The 21,321-nt window shown below is 66.0% G+C and carries 22 protein-coding genes; 12 read left to right on the forward strand and 10 right to left on the reverse strand.

Annotated features, from left to right (window positions below; all coding sequences use genetic code 11):
- Positions 1–10: 10 nt before the first annotated feature.
- A complete protein-coding gene (locus AC3ANW_RS15060; RefSeq protein WP_488341655.1) occupies positions 11–1,822 on the forward strand; it encodes a M14 family zinc carboxypeptidase in 1,812 nt (603 codons plus the stop codon).
- A 15-nt stretch (positions 1,823–1,837) separates the two neighbouring features.
- On the opposite strand, the gene AC3ANW_RS15065 is transcribed toward AC3ANW_RS15060, so the two are convergent.
- The 4 genes from AC3ANW_RS15065 to phaC form a co-directional block, all read right to left on the reverse strand.
- Entirely contained in the window at positions 1,838–3,580 is a 1,743-nt protein-coding gene (locus tag AC3ANW_RS15065; protein WP_488341656.1) for a cation:proton antiporter domain-containing protein, read from the reverse strand.
- A gap of 169 nt (positions 3,581–3,749) precedes the next feature.
- Positions 3,750–4,487, reverse strand: coding sequence for an acetoacetyl-CoA reductase (gene phbB, locus AC3ANW_RS15070; RefSeq protein WP_488341657.1), 738 nt, complete (start codon positions 4,485–4,487; stop codon positions 3,750–3,752).
- Between the two features lie 80 nt (positions 4,488–4,567).
- Positions 4,568–5,746 (reverse strand): acetyl-CoA C-acetyltransferase, encoded by a 1,179-nt coding sequence (locus AC3ANW_RS15075; RefSeq protein WP_488341658.1) that lies wholly within the window; start codon positions 5,744–5,746, stop codon positions 4,568–4,570.
- A 47-nt stretch (positions 5,747–5,793) separates the two neighbouring features.
- A complete protein-coding gene (phaC, locus tag AC3ANW_RS15080; protein ID WP_488341659.1) occupies positions 5,794–7,386 on the reverse strand; it encodes a class I poly(R)-hydroxyalkanoic acid synthase in 1,593 nt (530 codons plus the stop codon).
- 145 nt (positions 7,387–7,531) lie between these two features.
- Here phaC and AC3ANW_RS15085 point away from each other — a divergent pair, with 145 nt between their 5' ends.
- Positions 7,532–7,831: a hypothetical protein gene (locus tag AC3ANW_RS15085; RefSeq protein WP_488341660.1), complete on the forward strand. Its 300-nt coding sequence runs from the start codon at positions 7,532–7,534 to the stop codon at positions 7,829–7,831.
- Here AC3ANW_RS15085 and pgeF read toward each other — a convergent pair.
- Positions 7,739–8,548 (reverse strand): peptidoglycan editing factor PgeF, encoded by an 810-nt coding sequence (pgeF, locus tag AC3ANW_RS15090; protein WP_488341661.1) that lies wholly within the window; start codon positions 8,546–8,548, stop codon positions 7,739–7,741. The genes AC3ANW_RS15085 and pgeF overlap by 93 nt on opposite strands.
- 113 nt (positions 8,549–8,661) lie before the next feature.
- Here pgeF and AC3ANW_RS15095 point away from each other — a divergent pair, with 113 nt between their 5' ends.
- Both AC3ANW_RS15095 and AC3ANW_RS15100 read left to right on the forward strand, forming a co-directional pair.
- Positions 8,662–8,964, forward strand: coding sequence for an antibiotic biosynthesis monooxygenase family protein (locus tag AC3ANW_RS15095; protein ID WP_488341662.1), 303 nt, complete (start codon positions 8,662–8,664; stop codon positions 8,962–8,964).
- A gap of 10 nt (positions 8,965–8,974) precedes the next feature.
- Positions 8,975–9,523 carry an NUDIX hydrolase gene (locus AC3ANW_RS15100; RefSeq protein WP_488341663.1) on the forward strand — a complete coding sequence of 183 codons (549 nt, stop codon included), beginning with the start codon at positions 8,975–8,977 and terminating at the stop codon, positions 9,521–9,523.
- A 9-nt stretch (positions 9,524–9,532) separates the two neighbouring features.
- Here AC3ANW_RS15100 and AC3ANW_RS15105 read toward each other — a convergent pair whose 3' ends face one another.
- The 3 genes from AC3ANW_RS15105 to AC3ANW_RS15115 all read right to left on the reverse strand — a co-directional run bounded on the left by AC3ANW_RS15105 (position 9,533) and on the right by AC3ANW_RS15115 (position 13,148).
- Complete coding sequence (locus AC3ANW_RS15105; RefSeq protein ID WP_488341664.1) at positions 9,533–10,807, reverse strand: DUF1501 domain-containing protein; 1,275 nt, start codon at positions 10,805–10,807, stop codon at positions 9,533–9,535.
- Positions 10,808–10,834: 27 nt separating this feature from the next.
- Complete coding sequence (locus AC3ANW_RS15110; RefSeq protein WP_488341665.1) at positions 10,835–12,418, reverse strand: DUF1800 domain-containing protein; 1,584 nt, start codon at positions 12,416–12,418, stop codon at positions 10,835–10,837.
- A gap of 91 nt (positions 12,419–12,509) precedes the next feature.
- Positions 12,510–13,148, reverse strand: coding sequence for a glutathione binding-like protein (locus AC3ANW_RS15115; RefSeq protein ID WP_488341666.1), 639 nt, complete (start codon positions 13,146–13,148; stop codon positions 12,510–12,512).
- An 86-nt stretch (positions 13,149–13,234) separates the two neighbouring features.
- Here AC3ANW_RS15115 and AC3ANW_RS15120 point away from each other — a divergent pair, with 86 nt between their 5' ends.
- Positions 13,235–14,242, forward strand: coding sequence for an aldo/keto reductase (locus tag AC3ANW_RS15120; protein WP_488341667.1), 1,008 nt, complete (start codon positions 13,235–13,237; stop codon positions 14,240–14,242).
- A gap of 10 nt (positions 14,243–14,252) precedes the next feature.
- Here AC3ANW_RS15120 and icd read toward each other — a convergent pair whose 3' ends face one another.
- Entirely contained in the window at positions 14,253–15,509 is a 1,257-nt protein-coding gene (gene icd / locus AC3ANW_RS15125; protein WP_488341668.1) for an NADP-dependent isocitrate dehydrogenase, read from the reverse strand.
- 189 nt (positions 15,510–15,698) lie between these two features.
- Between icd and AC3ANW_RS15130 the strand changes: the two genes are divergently transcribed.
- The 3 genes from AC3ANW_RS15130 to AC3ANW_RS15140 all read left to right on the forward strand — a co-directional run bounded on the left by AC3ANW_RS15130 (position 15,699) and on the right by AC3ANW_RS15140 (position 18,088).
- Positions 15,699–15,902, forward strand: coding sequence for a hypothetical protein (locus AC3ANW_RS15130; RefSeq protein ID WP_488341669.1), 204 nt, complete (start codon positions 15,699–15,701; stop codon positions 15,900–15,902).
- A gap of 111 nt (positions 15,903–16,013) precedes the next feature.
- Positions 16,014–16,484 carry a DUF192 domain-containing protein gene (locus tag AC3ANW_RS15135; protein ID WP_488341670.1) on the forward strand — a complete coding sequence of 157 codons (471 nt, stop codon included), beginning with the start codon at positions 16,014–16,016 and terminating at the stop codon, positions 16,482–16,484.
- 149 nt (positions 16,485–16,633) lie between these two features.
- A complete protein-coding gene (locus AC3ANW_RS15140; RefSeq protein WP_488341671.1) occupies positions 16,634–18,088 on the forward strand; it encodes a hypothetical protein in 1,455 nt (484 codons plus the stop codon).
- 76 nt (positions 18,089–18,164) lie between these two features.
- Here the strand turns inward: AC3ANW_RS15140 and AC3ANW_RS15145 are convergent, their stop codons facing one another.
- Positions 18,165–18,746, reverse strand: coding sequence for a Fe-Mn family superoxide dismutase (locus AC3ANW_RS15145; protein WP_488341672.1), 582 nt, complete (start codon positions 18,744–18,746; stop codon positions 18,165–18,167).
- Positions 18,747–18,927: 181 nt separating this feature from the next.
- Between AC3ANW_RS15145 and AC3ANW_RS15150 the strand changes: the two genes are divergently transcribed.
- The 4 genes from AC3ANW_RS15150 to AC3ANW_RS15165 are packed head-to-tail and all read left to right on the forward strand — an operon-like array spanning position 18,928 to position 21,320.
- A complete protein-coding gene (locus AC3ANW_RS15150; RefSeq protein ID WP_488341673.1) occupies positions 18,928–19,557 on the forward strand; it encodes a MotA/TolQ/ExbB proton channel family protein in 630 nt (209 codons plus the stop codon).
- 48 nt (positions 19,558–19,605) lie between these two features.
- On the forward strand, positions 19,606–20,037 hold the full coding sequence (locus tag AC3ANW_RS15155) for an ExbD/TolR family protein (RefSeq protein WP_488345437.1): 432 nt from the start codon (positions 19,606–19,608) through the stop codon (positions 20,035–20,037).
- The gene (lpxK, locus tag AC3ANW_RS15160) at positions 20,034–21,086 is read left to right on the forward strand and encodes a tetraacyldisaccharide 4'-kinase (protein ID WP_488341674.1); all 1,053 of its coding nucleotides are present in this window, start codon (positions 20,034–20,036) and stop codon (positions 21,084–21,086) included. Before AC3ANW_RS15155 ends, lpxK begins: the two co-directional genes overlap by 4 nt.
- Before the next feature lie 51 nt (positions 21,087–21,137).
- The gene (locus tag AC3ANW_RS15165) at positions 21,138–21,320 is read left to right on the forward strand and encodes a Trm112 family protein (protein WP_488341675.1); all 183 of its coding nucleotides are present in this window, start codon (positions 21,138–21,140) and stop codon (positions 21,318–21,320) included.
- Position 21,321: the final 1 nt, after the last annotated feature.

Below are 21,321 nucleotides of genomic sequence, written 5' to 3' on the forward strand. Positions count from 1 at the left end.
GAGAATCAGCATGCGACCGCCCCGAATCCTGTCGACCGCCCCGGCGGCCCTGACGCTGTTGCTGGCCGCCTGCCAATCGACACCGCTGCCGACCTGGTCCGATAACCAGCCGATCCGTGGCGCCAATCGCCCCGCCGCCTCGGCGCAGGCACCCACGTCGACGCCCTATGCGCCGTATGTGCAGTCGGCGCCGCCGGTCGTCGACGTGCCGGTGCCCGGCGTGCAGGTGACGCCGGTACGTCCGCCCGACGCCATGACACCCGGGCTGCCGCCGGTGGAGGCCACGGTGACGGTGGCGCCTGCCGATGTGCCGCCCTACGGCCCGGCCATCGCCGCCCGGTTTCCGGCGCCCACCGTGCGTTACGCCACCCCGGGCCTGGCCGACGGCCGAGACACCGCCACCAGCAATGCCGAAATACACAGCTGGCTGACCGGCCTGGCCAGCGCGGCCGGGCGCGGCAACGACATCCGCGCCGGCATCGTCAACATCGGCTCATCGCAGCGCGGCGAGCCGCTCGAAGCCCTGGTGCTGACCCGCTCGGGCAATACCGAGGCCAGCACCCTGCTGGCCGACGCCCGGCCCACCGTGCTGCTGGTCGGCGGACAGCATGGCGACGAGCCCGCCCCCACCGAAGCCCTGCTGGTGATCGCCCGCGAAGCCGGCCAGGGCCTGCTGCAACCGCTGCTGTCGCGCATCAACCTGATCGTGGTGCCGCGCGCCAACCCGGACGGCGCCACCGCCGGCAGCCCGCTGACCGCCGACGGCGTCGACATGGCCCGCGACCATCTGGTGCTGGCCACGCCCGAAGCCCGCGCACTGGCCCGCCTGGTGCGCGACTACAAACCGCTGGTCGCCGCCGATGCCCGTGAATATGCGGTCAGCCGCGGCTTCCAGGAGAAATTCGGCGCGGTGCAGCGCGCGGACATGCTGCTGCAGTACGGCACCGGGCCCAACGAACCCGAATTCATCACCAAGGCCGCCGAAGAATGGGTGCGTCGCCCGGTGGTTGCCGGCCTGGAACGCTCGGGCCTGAGCCATGACTGGTTCTTCACCGCCTCGGCCGATCCGGGCACCAGGACCCTGGACATGGGCGGTGCCCTGGCCGGCGATTTCCGCAATGGCGAAAGCCTGAAGAACGTGGTCACGCTGATGCTGGCCAGCCGCGGCCAGGGCCTGGGCCGCATGCATCTCCAGCGCCGTGTGCATACCCAGGTGGTGGCCCTGTCGGCGCTGCTGCAAAGCGCGGCTGCCAAGGGTGACGACCTGCGCAAGCTGCGTGACTTCGTCGACCGCGACGTGAGTTCGCTGGCCTGCCGCGCCGATGCGGCGCTGGACGTTCTGCCGACCACCCAGCGCCGCAAGGTGACATTGCTCAATGCCGAGACCGGAGCCGACCAGGCGACCGACATGGAATGGAATTCGGCCCTCGTGCCGCGTCCGGTGCTGACCCGTCGCCGGCCCTGCGGCTACTGGCTGGACGCATCGTCCATCGGTGCCATCGACCGCCTGCGCGATGCCGGTGTGCAGGTGATGCGCGTGGCGGAACCGTCGTCGCTGCTGATGGACAGTTACAAGGAAACCGCTCGCCGCGACGACACGGTGCGCGGCACGCTGATGGTGGACGTGACCGTCAACCGCGCCCTGGCCGACGTGCCGCAGGGCGGTTTCTATGTGCCGCTGTCGCAGCCGCTGGGCAACTTCATCTTCGCGGCGATGGAGCCCGACAGCCCGGACAGCTTCTTCGCGCGCCGGGTGATCGACCGGCTGGAATCCATCGGCCGCGTGGCCAACGTGCCGGCGCTGCGGCTCGAGGAATACTGAGCCGTAGCAGCCCGGTCAGGCGTGGCCGTGCTGTGAAGCGGGGCCGTGGCCGGAGCCGTTCGAAGCGGCCGGCGCGGCCGCCCGCTCCAGCACATGGCGAACCATCGCCTGCGCCAGTTCGTGTTCACCGATGAACACCGTGCCGGCGGTTTCCTTCTCGAGCAGGCGGGCCTCGTCCTCGTTGTGGCTGCGCACCACCAGCTCGATTTCGGGGTTGAGCGTGCGGGCCGTCTCGATCATCTGGCGGATGTCCATCGACTCCGGCACCGCGATGACCAGCATGCGGGCGCGGGCGATGTGGGCCTGGATCAGCACCGACGGTTCGGATGCATTGCCCGACACAGCCGCGACGCCTTCCGAACGCAGGCGTTCGACGATCTCGCGGTTTTCGTCGGCGATCACATACGGGATGCCCTGCGCGGCCAGCGCGGCGGCGATGCGCCGCCCCACCCGGCCGTAACCCACCAGCACCACCTGGCTCGACAGGTAACGTTCGTGCGTGCCCATCGGCAATTCGGCTGTCGGGTCGTCGCGCTGTTCGAGCTTGCGGGCGAAGGCCGAGCGTTGCAGCAGCCAGCCGCGGATCGGCGAAGTCAGGCCGAAGATCAGCGGGTTGATGGCGATGGAGATGAGGGCGCCGGCCAGTACAAGGCTCTGGCCTTCGGCGGGCAGCAGCCCCAGCGATGCACCCAGCGCCACCAGGATGAACGAGAACTCGCCGATCTGCGCCAGGCTGGCCGAAATGGTCAGCGCCATCTGCAGCGGGTAACGGAACAGCAGCACCAGCCCGGCCGCCGCCAGCGACTTGCCGATGACGATCACCGCCACCACCGCCAGCACCTGGAACGGGCGTTCGACCAGCACATGCGGATCGAACAGCATGCCGACAGCGACAAAGAACAGCACCGCGAAGGCATCCCGCAGGGGCAGCGATTCTTCGGCGGCGCGATGACTGAATTCGGATTCCCGCATCACCATGCCGGCAAAGAAGGCGCCCAGCGCGAAGGACACGCCGAACAGCGCTGCCGCACCGAAGGCGATGCTCACCGCCGCCGCCACCACACACAGGGTGAACAGTTCACGCGAGCCGGTGCGGGTGATTTGCCAGAGGATCCACGGGAAGACCCGGCGGCCGACCACCAGCATCAGCGCGACGAAGATGCCGACCTGCAGCAGGGTCAGGCCGATGGTCTTGGCCAGCGCGGTGGCGTCCGCTCCGCCGCCATTGCCGCCCAGCACGCCGGCCAGCGGCGGCAGCAGCACCAGCACCAGCACCATGACCAGGTCTTCGACCACCAGCCAGCCGACCGCGACACGGCCGGTATACGAATCGAGCAGGTTGAGGGTTTCGAGCGCGCGCAACAGGACCACCGTGCTGGCCACCGATAGCGCCAGGCCGAACACCAGGGCGGCGCCCAGCGACCAGTCCCAGAACCAGGCCAGGCCCATGCCCATCAGCGTCGCCGCGAGGATCTGCACCAGCGCACCGGGTAACGCTATTCGCCGCACCGCCAGCAGGTCGTCCAGCGAAAAATGCAGGCCGACGCCGAACATCAGCAACATCACACCGATCTCCGACAGCTGCGCTGCGATCTCGGCATCGGCTACGAAACCCGGTGTGAACGGGCCGATGATGACCCCTGCCAGCAGGTAGCCGACCAGCGCGGGCAGCCTGACCTTGACGGCCAGGAAACCCAGGATGAGCGCCAGGCCGAGGCCCGCCGCAATGGTGTTGATGAGCGAGACGTTATGGGGCATCGGTCCGGGAGTCCTCTGTTTGGATGGCTTATGTATCTGCTTCGTTATAACCGCTCACTTGTTCACGGCAGCGAAATTCACGGTTGCGTCCGGGGGGCTTGGCGGAAATGGAAAAGCCCGCGCGAGGCGGGCTTTTGCAGACAGGGCGTCGAACGCGCCCGATGCATGCTCAATGCATGTGCAGGCCGCCGTTGACGGCGAACTCGGCACCGGTGGTGTAACCACCTTCATCCGATGCCAGCCACGCGATGATGGAGGCGATCTCGTTCGGCTCGCCGAGACGCTTGACCGGAATGGTGGCGACGATCTTGTCGAGGACGTCCTGACGGATCGCCTTGACCATGTCGGTGCCGATGTAGCCCGGGCTGACGGTGTTGACGGTGACGCCCTTGGTCGCCATTTCCTGCGCCAGCGCCATCGAGAAACCATGCATGCCGGCCTTCGCAGCCGAATAGTTGGTCTGCCCCGCCTGGCCCTTGACGCCGTTGACCGAGCTGATGTTGATGATGCGGCCCCAGCCCTTTTCGACCATGTCGCCCACCACCTGCTTGGTGACGTTGAACATGCTGTTGAGGTTGGTCTCGATCACCGCGTCCCAGTCGTCGCGGGTCATCTTCAGGAACATGCGGTCGCGGGTGATGCCGGCGTTGTTTACCAGCACGTCGATGCTGCCGAGTTCGGCCTTGGTCTTGGAGAAGGCCTCGACCGTGGAATCCCAGTCACCGACATTGCCGACCGACGCATAGAAGGTGAAACCCAGCGCTTTCTGGGCGGCCAGCCACTTGTCGTAATCGCGGGTCGGGCCGCAGCCGGCGACGACCTTGAAGCCATCCTTGTGAAGACGCTGGCAGATGGCGGTACCGATACCACCCATGCCACCGGTTACGTAAGCCACTTTCTGGCCCATGGATCACTCTCCTGAATCTTGTAAGTTTGTCGGTGCCGCACCGGAAGAACCGGTGCGGCGAATTCATTGTGTGCGGTAAATCAGCGCTCGACAGTGAGGGCAACCCCCATGCCGCCACCGATACACAGCGAGGCGATGCCTTTTCTGGCATCGCGCTTCTGCATTTCGTGCAGCAGGGTCACCAGGATGCGGCAGCCGGACGCACCGATCGGGTGACCGATGGCGATGGCGCCGCCGTTCACGTTGACCTTGGAAGTATCCCAGCCCATTTCATTGTTCACCGCGCAGGCCTGCGCGGCGAACGCCTCGTTGATTTCCAGCAGGTCGAGGTCGGACGCCTTCCAGCCGGCACGTTGCAGTGCCTTGGTGGAAGCAGGAACCGGGCCCATGCCCATGATGGTCGGGTCCAGCCCGGCGGTGGCGTAGCTGGCGATACGCGCCAGCGGCGTCAGGCCCAGCGCAGCCGCACGTTTGGCGGTCATCACCATGACGCCGGCTGCACCGTCGTTCAGGCCCGATGCATTGCCGGCAGTCACGCCGCCGGCCTTGTCGAAGGCGGGCCGCAGGCCGGCCAGTGCTTCGGCATTGGTCTTGCGGTTGATGAATTCGTCGGCGGAAAAGACGATCGGATCGCCCTTGCGCTGGGCAATGCTCACCGGCACGATTTCGTCGGTGAAACGGCCGGCGTCCTGCGCGGCGGCCGCCTTCTGCTGGCTGCCCAGCGCCAGCGCATCCTGCTGTTCGCGGGTGATGCCGTATTGCTTCGCAACGTTCTCGGCGGTGATGCCCATGTGGTACTGGTTGTACACATCCCAGAGGCCGTCGACGATCATGGTGTCGACCAGTTTCCAGTCGCCCATGCGCTGGCCGTCGCGCGAGTTGGGCAGGATGTGCGGCGATGCACTCATGTTTTCCTGGCCGCCGGCGATGACGATTTCGCTGTCTCCGGTCGCCACGGCCTGGGCCGCCAGCATCACCGCCTTCAGGCCCGAGCCGCAGACGGCATTGATGGTGAGGCCGGGCACCTCCTTCGGCAGTCCGCCCTTCAGCAACGCCTGGCGCGCCGGATTCTGGCCGGCACCGGCCGCCAGCACCTGGCCCATGATGGCCTCGCCGACCTGGTCCGGGCCGATGCCGGCACGGCGCACCAGCTCGCGAATCACGATGCTGCCCAGCTCGGTGGCGGGAATCTTGGCGAGCGAACCGCCGAACTTGCCCACCGGCGTGCGGGTGGCGGCGACGATGACGATGTCTTCCATTTTCTAGGGCTCCAGCGGTGAATGTTGAGAGATGAAATTGTCGGATGTCAGGCCTTCTGCCTGACGTAGCGTCCGGGTGCGGGCTCGATGGCGACGTAGCCGTTGCCGCCGTATCCGCGCGGTGCGGCAATGCGACGGCCGGCGTGTCCGGCAAGCCATTCTGTCCAGTCGTCCCACCAGCTGCCGGGGAGTTCGTCGGCACCTTCGAGCCACGCACCCAGCGTCGGCGGCAAGACGCCGTCATCGCGGATCCAGTGGCTGCGTTTCTTCTTGGCTGGCGGATTGATGACGCCGGCGATATGGCCCGACGCCCCCATCACGAACCGGCAGGGGCCCGGCAGCAGCTGGGTCGACGCATAGGCACCACCGCCCTGGTTGCCGACCGGCACGATGTGGTCTTCGCGCGAGCCGTACACATACACCGGCAGGTCGAGCCGGCCGAAGTCGACCGGCTCGCCGCAGACGGTGGCGGCACCGGCCTTGCACAGCCGGTTTTCGAGGTAGGCGTTGCGGAGGTACCAGGCGTAGAACGGCCCCGGCAGGTTGGTTGCGTCGCTGTTCCAGTACAGCAGGTCGAACGGCGGAGGCGTTTCGCCCTTGAGGTAATTGCCCACCACGTAATTCCAGACCAGTTCGTTGGGCCGCAAAAAGCTGAAGGTAGAGGCCAGTTCCTGGCCGCGCAGCAGGCCACCCTGCCCGATGCCCATTTCACGCTGCCGCACCGCCTGTTCGTCGATGAAGATGTCCAGGATGCCGGTGTCGCTGAAGTCCAGGAAGGTGGTCAGCAGGGTGGCCGATTCGGCAGGTTTCTGCCCGCGCGCCGCCAGCACCGACAGCGCGGTGGCCAGCAGTGTTCCGCCGACGCAGAACCCCAGCGTGTTGATCGTTTTCGACTTGCCGATCCCGCGCACCGTGTCGATGGCGCGGATGACCGCGTTCTGCACGTAGTCGTCCCAGGTGGCAGAGCCCAGCGATGCGTCGGGATTGCGCCAGCTGATGACGAAGGTGCGGTGACCCGACGCGACCGCGTGGCGGATCAGCGAATTGGCCGGCTGCAGGTCGAGGATGTAGTACTTGTTGATGCACGGCGGCACCAGCAGCAGCGGCCGGGCGAACACCTTGTCGGTGAGCGGCTTGTATTCGAGCAGCTGGAAGAGTTCGTTCTCGAAGACCACCGCGCCTTCGGTGGTGGCCACGTTGCGGCCCACTTCGAACTGCTGTTCGTCGGTCTGGCTAACATAACCGCGCCGCAGATCGGCGGCCAGGTTCTGCAGGCCCTGCGCGATGCTGCGGCCTTCGGTCTCGACGGCCTTCTGCTGGGCGTCGGCATTTAGCGCCAGGAAGTTGCTGGGCGCCACCGCCGCCGCCCACTGGTCGACGGCGAAACGGATGCGCTCACGGGTCTTGGGGTCGGCCTGCACCGCATCGGCCATCGCCGTCATGGCACGGGTGTTGAGCAGGTGGGCCTTGGCGGCGAATGCGGCCATCGGATTCTGTTGCCAGGCTTCACTGGCGAAACGCCGGTCCTGCGCGGGCAGGCCCTGCTGGGGTGGCGTGCCGGCCAGCTCGGTCAGGCCCCGCAGGTAATCCTGTTGCAGCGACCGCAGCACCGCCGGATCCATCCGGGGCAGGCTATCCATCAATGGCAGTGCGAACGGGGCGAAAGGGTTTTTCGACGGGTCAGAATCCATGTGTCTCTTCATCTGCGTTCACGGCCTTGCATGGGTCGGTCGGCAAGGCTTGGAGCCTGCGTGGCCGACATCATGATGCATCGAAAATGATTGTATGTACCTCGTGGTTATCGCCTGGATCTATGTGGCCTTGATGATGGCCGTGGCCGAAGCCACCGCCAGCAACGGCACGGTGCTGGGCGCCCTTGTCACCTTCACGCTTTACGGCGTGTTGCCGCTGTTGCCGGTGATGTACCTGATCGGCGCACCGCTGCGGCGCCGGGCGATGCGGCGTCGGGAGGCGGACGGAAAGGCAGCGCGTTCAGCTGCCCGGTCCGGCCAGCCAGATGCTGGCGGCCATGCGCCCGGTGCTGCCGAGCCGGGCCGCGTCACGCCGGTGCGAGAAGAAACGTGAACCATTGCTGACGGTGCACCAGGCCGCGCCGCCATCGTTGCCGTACACACCTGCCACACCGGCAAGCGTCAGCCGGCGACGCGCCAGGCCGGCCAGGTCTGCCTGCCATTTACCCAATGCCGCGCCCGCTTCGAAACATGCCGCGGACCCCGCCTCGTGTTGCAAGAACGCCTGCCGCACGTCATCGCCGACCTCGAATGCCGGCTGGCCGATGCAGGGCCCCAGCCAGGCCAGGACGGGCGCGGCCGGATCGCCAAGGCGGTCGCGCAGGGCGGTTACGCAGGATTCGATGACACCTGCGGCCAGGCCCCGCCATCCTGCATGGGCCGCGCCCACCGCCAGACCCTGGAGATCGCTGAACAGCAGCGGCAGGCAGTCGGCCACCATCACCGTGCAGGCCCTTCCCGCTATGGCGGTGGTGCAAGCGTCGGCCGACGGCTGTTCGCCCGCTGTCCACAAGTCGAGGTCGGCGCTATGGGTGCCGTGGGGTTGCCGCATGAACACCGGCTCGGCCCCGATCGCCGCCGCGAAGCGCTGGCGGTTGACGGCCACCGCCGCCGAGTCATCGCCTACATGGTCGCCCAGGTTCAGGCTGTCGAAGGGCGCGATCGACGCGCCACCAGCGCGGCTGCTGAACACGGCGCCGACATTGGGTGGAGCCGGCCATTCAGGCAGGAGCCAGCCGGGGGCGGCGAGACGAAGCGAGGCAATGTTCATCGGCGGGGCCACCGGTGGAGCGAAGTGGCTGTAGAGTCTTGGGCGATCGAGCATAGCGCCCGAGACATGCTGTTTTTTGCAAAACACTTCATTCCAGGACAACGAGCATTTCCATGATTCTCGAACACGCAGACATCCGCATCGCGCCCGGCCGCCACGCCGAATTCGAAGAAGCCATCCACCGCGGCCTGACCACGGTGATCGCCAGGGCCCCGGGTTTCCTGAATGCCAAGGTTGTCCGCGGCATCGAATCGACCGAACGTTTCGTGCTCATGATCGAGTGGGAAACACTGGAAGCCCATACCGAGGGTTTCCGCAATTCGGCGTTGTTCGCCGAATGGCGCGCCATCGTCGGTCCGTTCTTCGCCGGCCCGCCGACCGTCGAGCATTTCTCCATCACCTCGGCCAAGGCCTGAGCATTCGCCCGTGAGCCCACGCCCGCCCATCCGCCACTGCCGCGAATGCGGCACCGGCGTCGTCTACCGGCTGCCGGATGACGGCGACACCCGGCAGCGCGCCATCTGCCCGGCCTGCCATACGGTGCATTACGAGAACCCGCTGAACGTGGTGGGGACCGTGCCCTGGCTGGACGACCGGGTGTTGCTCTGCAAACGCAACATCGAGCCGCGCCGGGGTTTCTGGACGCTGCCCGCCGGTTTCATGGAACTGGGCGAAACCACCGCCGCGGGCGCCGCCCGCGAGACCGACGAGGAAGCCGGCGCGGAGATCGCGATGCAGGACCTGTTCACCGTCATCAACGTGGTGAAGGTGGGTCAGGTGCACTTTTTCTATCGGGCGCGCCTGCTGTCCGATCGGTTCGATCCGGGACATGAAACCATGGAAGCCCGGCTTTTCACCGAGGCGGAAATTCCGTGGGAAGACATCGCTTTCCATACGGTCCGCGATACGCTCAGGCACTTCTTCGAAGACCGGCGCAAGGGCCGGTTCGACCTGCACCACTTCGACATCGGCTGACCTGCCCCGTCAGACCAGGCCGAGGTCGACCGGCCTGATGCCCGGAAACACCTGCGCCACGCGGGCTGCGTCCAGTCCGTACATGCGTTGCAGCAGGCCGCCGATGACGGCCCGGTATTCGTTCAGCACCGGGAAGTCGCGGTCCTGGTTCAGCTTGCCGGGCACCACCGCGACCTGTTCGCCGGCCAGGCGGCCGCCCCTGACCGCCCCGCCGGCCACCCAGTAGCAGCTGCCGTGGCCGTGGTCGGTGCCGCGGGTGCCGTTTTCGCGGAAGGTCCGTCCGAATTCTGAAACCACCACGACCACGGTCTTGCTCCAGGCCGGACCGATTTCCTCACCGAACCCGCTCAGCCCGCCGGCCAGGTTCTGCAGCAGGTTGGCCAGTTGCCCCTGCGCGCCGCCCTGGTTGACGTGTGTGTCCCAGCCGCCGACGTCGATGAAACCCAGATTGAACCGGTCGCGCATCAGCTGGCCCATGCGCCGGGCTTCCTGCTCGAAGCCCCTGGCACTGACCGCACGGCGACTGGCGGCTTCCATCTCGCGTTGCCGGCCGTCCTCTGCGGCGGCTTCGCGGGCCACGGTCTGGCGCAGTTCGAGGCCTTCGGTAAGGACGGCCGAAAACCGCGTCTCCCGGTACATCTGCGCGAACAGGGCACTTTGCCGGTCGTCGAAGGGCGCCCTGGTACTGCCGCGCAGCGAGACGTTGGCGATGTTCACCGGCCCGGCCATCGATGCCGGAAGCACGTCGGTGAAGGCAACCGGCGCAACCCTGGAACCGAGCGCGCCGGCCAGCCGGTTGAGGAAACCGCTGCCGCGCAAGGACGCCGCATCGGTGCCGGGTGCGGACCGGTCGCCGGCGATCGGCAGGCCGGCTTCCAGGCTGTCCTGCGTCTCGAAATGGCTGCGCGACAGGTCGTCGGTGCCGGCGAAAGGCACGAAAGCCAGCTGTTTCTGCCGCCACAGGGGCATGAGTCTTTCAGCGGCCGCCGGATGCAGGCCCCAGCCGTCGGCTCCCTGCCCGTTCAACAGCAGCGCGGCCTGCGGATCCGGGTCGGCCCCGGCCACCGCCGGACGCCGGATGGCGATGGTCGGCCGGGATGCGTAGTAGAAGTCGCTGACGATGGGCACCAACAGGCTGTTGGCATCATAGGCACCGCGCAGGAAGACCAGCAGGAACCGTGCATCTGTCTGGTTGGCCGGCAGCGCCCAGGCCCGGGACGCCACCGGCATTGCGGCCGCCGCGGCCAGATGGCCGAGCCTGCGCAAGAGTTCACGTCGATCCATGTCTGCCTCCGTCGATTCCGGTGAAGTTCATCGCTGCATCCATTCGGGAGACGACAGCAGCACTGCGTTCCATTCGCCTGGCGATGTCGTCTGCGACAGCGCCAGGCGGGTGTCCGCGCCCAGCTGCGGCTCGATCTGGTCGTAGTACAGGCGATTGGTCAGCAACGGAAACCCGGCCGACGGCGGCCGGCTGCCGGCGGGCGCGTCGGGTTCGGCGAAAAGCACTCCCGGCCCGCTGCCGATGGCGCGTGCGATCTCCAGCCGCCGCACCAGTTGCCCGGAACTGGCCCAGGCCGACTCGATGAGCGGATAACCATCGGGCGATTGCCGGCCGTAGAGCGGCTCGCCGAGTTGCTGAAGCCAGTTGATCATCGGCGTCATGTTGGTCGGCTGGCGGTCGACATAGGCCAGCCGCATCGAAGAGATCACGAACTGCATCGGGTCCTTGAACTTTCGCTCGGGCGCGACCATCGCAGCCTCGAGTTCCGCAGACAGGAACATCACCTTCAGCACCGACCCGATGTCGCCGCCGGTCTGCTGGAACCGATCCGCCATGCGATCGACAAGCGCCTGCGGCGGGCGGTCCGACACGAAATACACGGCCAGCTTCTGCGACACGAACATCGCGCAGGACCGTTGCCGCACCAGCAGTGAAATGGCCTGCCGTGTCTCGCCGAAGCCGCTGCCTTCGATACGCTGGCCCAGGAAGGTCTTGGGACCGAAGTCGTGCCGATTGGGATTGAACTCGAACAAACCATCGTGCACGTACTGCGCCTGGCGCTGCGGGTTCATGCGCGGCGCGCCGGTGGGCTGCTCGATGCCGACGCCGGTCAGCACACGCGCCAGTTCCTGGACGTCCTGCTGGGTGTATTTCGAACCGCTCGAACCGCCGGACACGCCCAGGGTGTGGAGTTCCATCAGCTCGCGGGCGTAGTTTTCGTTGATCTTGCCGGCCGCGCTCTGCGCGTTGTCCAGGTATTCCTGCATGGCCGGCGATGTGAGCGTGGCCATGACCAGGTCTTCGAACCGGCCGAAGACGCGGGGACGGATCACCCGGTCCTCGTAGTCGCCCACCGTCCAGCGGATCTGCCCCTTGGGCACATGGACATTGAAATGGTTCATCCAGAACCAGGTCATCTGCTCACGCAACTGCGTCTGCGAATAGAGCGCGCGCAGCAGGTAACGACGCTGGACGGCGGTGCTCGCCACGGCCCCCGCGCGGTAGAGCTCGGTACGCGCATTCTGTTTTTCGTCGGCATCGGCCAACTGGTTGATGCGCCTGTTTTCCTGATGCACGGCACGGATGGCTTCATCACCGCCGACGAGCGGCAAGCCCGCAATCTGAGCGGCCAGGGCCGGGGCATCGGTGCCGGACGACGCGAGCTGCCGATCAAGGTAGCTCGCCCGGCCCTGGCTGCGAAGCTCGGTCAACTCGGCCGGGCTGCCCAGAAAACCAACGCGGCCCAACCAGCGCCAATCGGTCGGAAGGCTGGCAGGAGACGGTGTGGAGCCGGAGCCCGAATCGCTTGCGCAGGCGGCCAGCCAGAGCGGTGCGCACAGCAAAGCCAGGCGGCAACGCGGCGAAACCGCGAGGGAAAAAACAGAGGTCATTGCGCATTCAACTGCGCTCCGATGGTGCCGTCCAGACCTGGCAGTAGGCCTTGCGCAAAGACTTGCAAGAATCTGATTCGCGCAGGCTGGATCAGGCCTTGGGCTGGAACCGCTCCACCAGCGCATAGGCACGCTGCACCGCAGGGCGCGCCCTGATTGTTTCGAACCAGCGTTGCACGTTGGGGAAGTCGGCCAGGTCCTGCTGCTGGCGGGTGTGCGGCACGATCCACGGATAGATCGCCATGTCGGCGATGGAGTAATCGCCCGCCACGAATTCACGGTCGGCCAGGCGCCGGTCCAGCACACCGTAAAGGCGGGCGGTTTCCTTCACGTAACGCTCGATGGCGTACGGAATCTTCTCCGGCGCGAAAGTGCCGAAATGGTGGTTCTGGCCAGCCATCGGTCCCAGTCCGCCCATCTGCCAGAACAGCCACTGCGAAACTTCCTGCCGGCCACGGATGTCGGCGGGAATGAATCGCCCGATCTTCTCGGCCAGGTACAGCAGGATGGCGCCGGACTCGAACATCGGCAGCGGCGCGCCGCCGTCGGCGGGTTGCTTGTCGACGATGGCCGGAATGCGGTTGTTGGGCGCGATCTTCAGGAAGTCGGGCTTGAACTGCTCGTTCTTGCTGATGTTCACGCCGTGCAGCTGGTAGGGCAGGTCCGCCTCTTCCAGAAAAATGCTGATTTTGTGGCCGTTGGGAGTGGTCCAGTAATACAGGTCGATCATGGTGTTTTCGGGTATGCCGCGATGGGCAGAACGGGCGGGACGGGTATCGTCGCAGAGATCAACCCTCAACGGCCCCGCCACTATCCATGAGCATTCCCACCATACGCTTCGGCCGCACCGGCCTCACCGTCTCCCGCCTGGCACTGGGCACCATGACTTTCGGCCTGCAGACCGACGAGTCGGTGGCGCAGGCCATCCTGGACAAGGCGACCGACGCCGGCATCAACTTCCTGGACACCGCCAACGTATATCCGCTGGGCGGCGACACCGGCACCGCCGGCCGCACCGAAGAGATCATCGGCCGCTGGCTGAAGGCTTCGCCCGGACGCCGGGCGAACCACATCCTGGCGACCAAGGCGGTCGGCGTGATGGGGCCGTCGGCCTGGGACCGGGGAGCGTCCCGCAAACACCTGCTGGACGCGGTCGACGCCTCGCTCAAACGGCTGGACACCGATTACGTCGACCTGTATCAGCTGCATTCCGACGATGCCGACACGCCGCTGGACGAGACACTGGAAGCCCTGGACGTGATCGTGCGTTCGGGCCGTGCGCGTTATGTGGGCGTATCGAATTTCCTGGCCTACCGGCTGGCCCGGGCCATCGGCCGGTCGGAAGTGTTGAACACGGTGAAGTTCGTATCGGTGCAGCCGCGCTACAGCCTGCTGTTCCGCGAGATCGAACGTGAACTGCTGCCGCTGTGTGCCGAAGAAGGCCTGGCGGTGATTCCGTACAACCCGCTGGCCGGCGGCCTGCTCACCGGCAAATACGCCAAGGGCTCGGCGCCCACGGCCGGTACCCGGTTCACCCTGGGCACCGCCGCCGGCCGTTACCAGGACCGCTACTGGAACGACAACGCATTCGATGCGGTCGGTGAACTGGAACGCATCGCCGACGAAGCCGGCATTCCCCTGGCATCGCTCGCCGTGGCCTGGGTGATGGCCCAGCCCACCGTCACCGCACCGCTGCTCGGCGCCAGCAAACCCGAGCAGCTGGACGCCACCATCGCCGCGGCCAGCCTGAAACTGGACGCCAGCCTGATGGAACAACTGAACAAGGCCACGCACCGATTCCGCATGGGCGACGCGGTGCGCTGACCGGCGGCAATCACCCCATCTGGTCGATCATCACCTGGCCGAAACCGGAGCAGCTGACCTGGATCGCGCCCTCCATCAGGCGGGCGAAGTCATAGGTGACCCGTTTGCTCTGGATCGCCTTTTCCATGGCCGAGATGATGAGGTCGGCGGCTTCGGTCCAGCCCATGTGGCGCAGCATCATTTCGGCGGACAGGATTTCCGAACCCGGGTTCACATAATCCTTGCCGGCGTACTTGGGTGCGGTGCCGTGGGTGGCTTCGAACATGGCGATGGTGTCGCTCATGTTGGCGCCCGGCGCGATGCCGGTGCCGCCGACCTGCGCGGCCACCGCATCGGAGATGTAGTCGCCATTGAGGTTGAGGGTGGCGATCACGCTGAACTCGGCCGGCCGCTGCAGGATCTGCTGCAGGAAGGCGTCGGTGCGCGAATCCTTGATGGTGATGAAACGGCCGGTGACGGGGTTCTTCATCCGCATGTAAGGCGTGCCGTCCAGTGGCTCGGCGCCGAATTCACGCTCGGCCAGGGCATAGGCCCAGTCGCGGAAACCGCCTTCGGTGAACTTCATCACATTGCCCTTGTGGACGATGGTGACGCTGGGCTTGTCGTGGTCGATGGCGTATTGCACCGCCTTGCGCATCAGCCGTTCGGTGCCTTCGACCGACACCGGCTTGACGCCGATGGCCGAGGTCTCTGGGAATCGGATGTTGTTGACGCCGAACTCGTCACGCAGCAGGGCGATGAGTTTCCTTGCCTTGTCGCTGCCGGATGCGAACTCGATGCCGGCGTAGATGTCTTCCGAATTCTCGCGGAAGATGGCCATGTTGGTTTTCTCCGGCTCGCGCAGCGGCGTGGGCACTCCCGGGAAATACCGCACCGGACGCAGGCAAACATACAGGTCGAGCTTCTGGCGCAGTGCCACGTTCAGCGAACCGACGCCGCTGGTGGGCAGCATCAGCGGTCCCTTGATGGACACCACGTAGTCACGCACCGCCTGAAGCGTCTCCTCGGGCAGCAGCACATCCGCCCCGTACAGTTTCGCGGCCTTGGCGCCGGCGAAGACCTCCATCCAGTGGATCCTTCGGGAACCGCCGTAGGCTTTCTCGACCGCAGCATCGACCACCTTGAGCATGACCGGCGTGATGTCGACGCCGCTGCCGTCACCTTCGATGAACGGAATGATCGGCTCGGCCGGAACGTTCAGGGTCCTGTCGGCATTGACCGTGATTTTTTCGCCGTGGGCAGGCACCTGGATGTGCTGGTAGGACATGGGGCGAATGTCTTTCGGAATGGGGGAGAAAATTGGAAAACCGGGAAACGGCAGTCAGGGTTCAGCCAGAAGATTTTATGTCCGAAAAATGAGCCGTCGCCCTGTCAACCGCGGGCCTGCGGAGGGCGTTGCGATGAGACCTTCCGTTTTTGGAAGGCGGTCTTTTCGAGAAATCCACAGGAACGCAAAATGAAGAAACTCCTCGCAACCCTGATCGCCGGCTTCCTCGTCTCCAGCGCTTTCGCGCAGTCGCCCGCAGCGCCGACCGCAGCCACCACTGGTGCCAGCACCGTACCGATGGGTGACGGCACCAAGGGCGATGTCAAGAAGACCACCCCGAAGGCCCACACCAAGCACATGAAGAAACATACCGAAAAGGCCATGGCCAAATAAGCAGCCCGCCGGGCTGCCATCCGTCAGCGCCCTGCGGGGCGCTTTTCTTTTGGCTGGGCCACAATGCGCCGTCTTCGGCTTTTCACCGTTCGCGCACGGCGCGTCTCCGCGATGCAAACTCTGTTTTCTCCCCTGCGGCACCTTTTCGTCGCCACCGTCGTCACCCTCTGCGCCAGCCTGGCCCACGCCCAGGAGACGCCGCAGACCAACCTGCCGCGTGTCGACCTGACGATCGGCATGTACCGCATCGATGCGCAGGTGGCGCAGACCCCGCAATCGCGCGAGATCGGGCTGATGTTCCGCCGCGAGATGCCCCAGCAGGAAGGGATGCTGTTCGCCTTCAGCGTGCCGGCCGAACAGTGCTTCTGGATGAAGAACACCATCCTGCCGCTGAGCGCCGCCTTCATCGCCGACGACGGCACCATCGTCAACGTGGTGGACATGGCGCCGCAGACCACCAACTCGCACTGCTCGGCAAAGCCGGTGCGTTTCGTGCTGGAAATGAACCAGGGCTGGTTTGCCCACAAGGGCTTCAAGGCCGGCACCCGTATCGGCGGGCCGCCGTTCGAAGCCCGGCGCTGAACCGTAAAACCGACAGGCAATCGTCGGAGCAGCGATGCCGGTCACCTCGGCGGCCGTGTCGTTCGGGCGTGCTTAGGCCGGTTCGCATGCGTCGCTGCCCGCCACCTTGCGCCGCCCAGACTGGGGCCTTTCCCACTCGAGGCACCGGCATGCAACTCTTCCATCGGCTCTTCAATGCCAACGCATCAATTCCAGTGCTCGGCTGGCCCGCCCAGACCTTGCGGGGTCCGCAAACATCGCATCGTGCCGACCTTCTGAAGCCCGACCCTTCTTCCGGCGTTTTCACCGAATACGACGACGAAAACGACGATGACGCCGACGACCCGCAGGCGGTGTGGCCTCGGCGGGGACGCAGGGCGGCGATGGTGATGGGCGATGACTTGCGCGCGCTGCTGGATGTCGTGCCGGCCACTTTGGCAGGCCCGCACTTCGAGCCAGTAAAACCTGCGCAAGCCACCAGGGCCGCCGCACGTCTTCCCCGGCCACCCACTGCAATCGAAACCCGGGAGCAGGCTGCACTGTCGAGACATCCGCCGAAGGACATCCTGATCCAGTACGTCACCCTATGGCATTCGGCACAGCTCCGCGCCCTGCCCCAGCGTGACGGCGCACTCGCGGAGTGGCGGACGGCCACCATGCGCGAGTTGTTGGCCGCGGGCATGGACGACCGCACACTCCGGCAACTCGGAGCCGCTCTCGACGCCATGCGTCAGGCATCGGAGCTGCTCGATTCCCGGCTGACGAAGGCGAAACGCCAGCTCGCCACACCTACCGTCGTGGAACGTATGGAGCGCGCCCGCGTGAGTGCGACGGCAGTCGAGGCGGCGTTGAACTTTCGGGCCAACGATCTCCTGGGTTTCCTGCAGGACGAAGCCTTGCGGGCGCCGCCGGTGTTCCCGCTGGTGCCCCGCCAGAAGCAACTGCTCGACGAGGCCATCGCAGACGCCCAGAAAGACGCCCGCGCTGTCGCGGCCGGGGAACGCAGCCGTTTGTCTCCGACCTCCCGACCTGGCGATTCGGATCCGGCCGCAGCCCGAAGCAGCGGACACCGACCGGCGTTCGTGCCGCCGCGTTACCCGCTCATTGGCCAGGAGGCCATCCGCGCCCGCCACAAGGCCCTGGACGACCTGAAACAGTTCGAAGCGACGGCCGCTACCCGCCTGCCTCAACTGTCTGCCGACCCCGTCGATGCAGCCCGCCTGTCGATGGGGCTGGTCCAGTTCACGAACATGGAAGACCTGGTGAAGACCTTTCCCTGTGTTTCCATTCCACGGCTGCACGAGCCGGAACGCCTGCACCGTGTATTGCCGCACACCCTGCTTGCCAGCGACCAGGAGAACATCGCCATACCGCGCAACGCCGTACTGACGACGATACGCAAGGCTTACCTGAACACGACGGAAATTGTTCTCGGCCGCAGCGACTCCCACCCGACAGTGGTACGCCACACCACCGACCTGGCCCACTGGATCGCAGCCGACAGCTATACCGACGACACCGTGGAGGCCGAAAAACGCAATATGTGGGCCCGCATCTTCAACCATGCGTTCCGCGTATCGTTCGGTGTCAGCGCCGACCTGGCGCAGCCCACAACGCAACCATAAGCCCGGCGGATCGAGCGGACGGACAAAAAAAGGGCCGGACAAAAGTCCGGCCCTTTTTTGTTCGCCAGAACCCTGGTCAGGCGAAGTTGGCTTCGGCGAACTTCCAGTTGACCAGTTTTTCGAGGAAGGTCTCGACGAATTTCGGGCGCAGGTTGCGGTAGTCGATGTAATAGGCATGTTCCCAGACGTCGACCGTCAGCAGCGCCTTGTCCGCGGTGGTCAGAGGCGTGCCGGCTGCGCCGGTGTTGACGATGTCTACCGAACCGTCGGTCTTCTTCACCAGCCAGGTCCAGCCCGAACCGAAGTTGCCCACGGCCGACTTGACGAAGGCTTCCTTGAAGGAGGCGTAGCTGCCCCACTTCGCGGTGATGGCTTCGGCCAGGGCACCGGATGGCTCGCCGCCGCCTTGCGGGGCCATGCAGTTCCAGAAAAAGGTGTGGTTCCAGATCTGGGCCGAGTTGTTGTAGATGCCGCCGGACGACTTCTTGATGATGTCCTCGAGGGACATGGTTTCGAACTCCGTGCCCTTTTGCAGGTTGTTGAGGTTCACGACGTAGGCGTTGTGGTGCTTGCCGTAGTGGTATTCGAGGGTTTCCTTCGAATATTCAGGAGCGAGCGCGTCGATCGCGTACGGCAGCGGCGGCAGGGTATGTTCCATGTTTCCTCTGAGGGATTCGTTGTGGGGAACGACGATTGTAGGCAGCGCCCATGAAAGCTCTCAGCCCGTGACAAGATGCCACCAGGAAACCCGGGGCGCCGCCGTCCGGTCACCCGCCTACGGCTGGCGTCCGACGGGCGTGGGCGATAATCGCCGCCGTCAAAGACACGGGGGATCGTTCTTGTTTTCCATCATTCAAGCGGCTGGCTGGCCGATCTGGCCGCTGCTGGTCTGCTCGATCGTGGCCCTGGCCCTGGTTTTCGAACGGGCGATCAGCCTGCGCACCGCCAGGGTGGCACCGCCGCGCCTGCTGGACGAAGCCATCGCGGTGTCGAACCGCACGGTTCCCACCATGGACGTGATCGTGCAACTGGAGCAGAACTCCGCCCTGGGAGAAGTGCTGGCGGCAGGCTTCCGCTCGATCAACAGCCAGCCCGGCGGCAGCGAGGAAGACCTCCGTTCGGCCATCGAGGCAGCCGGCCGCAGGGTCGCGCACCGGCTCGAACGCTACCTGGGCGCGCTGGGCACCATCGCCTCGGCCGCGCCGCTGCTCGGCCTGCTGGGCACCGTCATCGGCATGATCGAGATCTTCGGTTCGCAGACGGCGGCAGCCGGCGGCGGCACCAACCCGGCACAACTGGCGCAGGGCATCTCTATCGCGCTCTACAACACGGCTTTCGGCCTCATCGTGGCGATTCCCTCGCTGATCTGCTGGCGCTACTTCCGTGGCCGGGTCGATTCGCACCTGCTGACGCTGGAACTGGCGGCCGAACGTTTCGTGCGCCACATCACGCACATGCGCCGCGGCTGATCGAAGGCGATATTCCGCATGGCCCTGAACTTCCGCTCCCGTTCGCGCATGAATTTCCGCGCCGGTGAACGCGACGAACCGGAGATCAACCTGATCCCGTTCATCGACGTGCTGCTGGTGGTGCTCATCTTTCTGATGCTGTCCACCACCTACAGCCGCTTCACCGAGATCCAGCTGCGCCTGCCGGTGGCCGACAGCCAGGCCCAGCGCGACTATCCCAAGGAAGTGCGGGTGTCCGTCAACAGCGACGGTCGCATGACCGTCAACAACCAGCGCGTCACCAATACGGCAGTCGAATCCCTGAGCCAGGCGCTGACCGTCGCCGCCCAGGCCGGACCGCAGAGCATCGTGGTGATCAGCGCCGACGCCAATGCATCGCACCAGAGTGTCATCACGGTGATGGAAGCCGCGCGTCGGGCCGGACTGGGCCAGATCACCTTTGCCACCCAGCGCCCGGCCTCGGGCTCCACCGCACGGTGACCGGCCAGACGCCGGCCCGCCGCCTGCTGGCGCAATGGTCGCAACGCGGGCCGGTCGCCCGCCTGCTGTGGCCTGTTTCCCAGATCTATCGCGCCGTGTGGGCGGCGCGCAAGACCGCCTACCGCTTCGGCCTGCTGAGGGCTACCCGCCTGCCGGTACCGGTCGTGGTGGTCGGAAATGTGATCGCCGGTGGCGCCGGCAAGACGCCGGTGGTGATGGCCCTGGTCGGACACCTGGCCGCACGCGGAATCGTGGCCGGTGTGGTGTCGCGCGGCTACGGACGCAAACCTCCGCCAGGCGACGACGACGAAGGGCTGGAAGTGCAACCGCAATCCGACCCGGTCGCGGTGGGTGACGAACCGCTGCTGATTCGCCGGCGCATCGGCGCGCCGGTGTTCGTCGGCCGCAATCGCACCGCCGTCGCGCAACGGCTGCTGACTCTGCATCCCGAGGTCCAGGTGCTGGTCTGCGACGACGGGCTGCAACATGTCGCGCTGGCCCGCGACATCGAGATCTGCGTGTTCGACGACCGTGGCGCCGGCAATGGCTGGCTGCTGCCGGCCGGGCCTTTGCGTGAACCCTGGCCACGAACGGTCGACATGGTGCTGCACACCGGGCAGCAGCCGGCCTTTGGTGGATTCCGCGGCGAGCGGCAACTGGCCGACGAAGCCATCGGCAACGACGGCCGGCTGGTGCCGATGGTGTCGCTCGGCCAGACCGGGCCGGTCGCCGCGGTGGCGGGCATCGCCCGCCCGGAAGCCTTCTTCGAGATGCTGCAGGAGCGCGGCATGGCGCTGTCCGAAACACATGCATTGCCGGACCACGCCGACTTCGCAACCGATGCGGCGACCGTCGCGACCGTCGCCGGCATCGGCCCGCGCACCACCCTGCTGTGCACCGAGAAAGATGCCGTCAAGCTCTGGCGCCTGCGGCCCGATGCGCTGGCGGTGCCGCTGGAGTTCAGCCTGGCGCCGGACTTCCTGGCCTACTTCGACCGGCTGGTCGATGCCCGGCTATCATCCGCCTCCCGCGCGCGCCACCCCGGTTGAGGGCGCAGCGTCCCGTATCCCTTCCTTCTCATCAAAACCAAGCTCTCGCCCATGGACAGCAAACTCATCGCACTGCTGGTCTGCCCGGTCACCAAGGGTCCGCTCATCGTAGACCTGGAACGCCAGGAACTGGTGTCGCGCAGCGCCCGCCTGGCCTACCCGATCCGCGACGGCATTCCCATCCTGCTCGAAGTCGAGGCACGCACGCTCAGCGACGAAGAGCTGGGCCTGTGAC

The organism is Xylophilus sp. PBN-3R, from assembly GCF_057747805.1.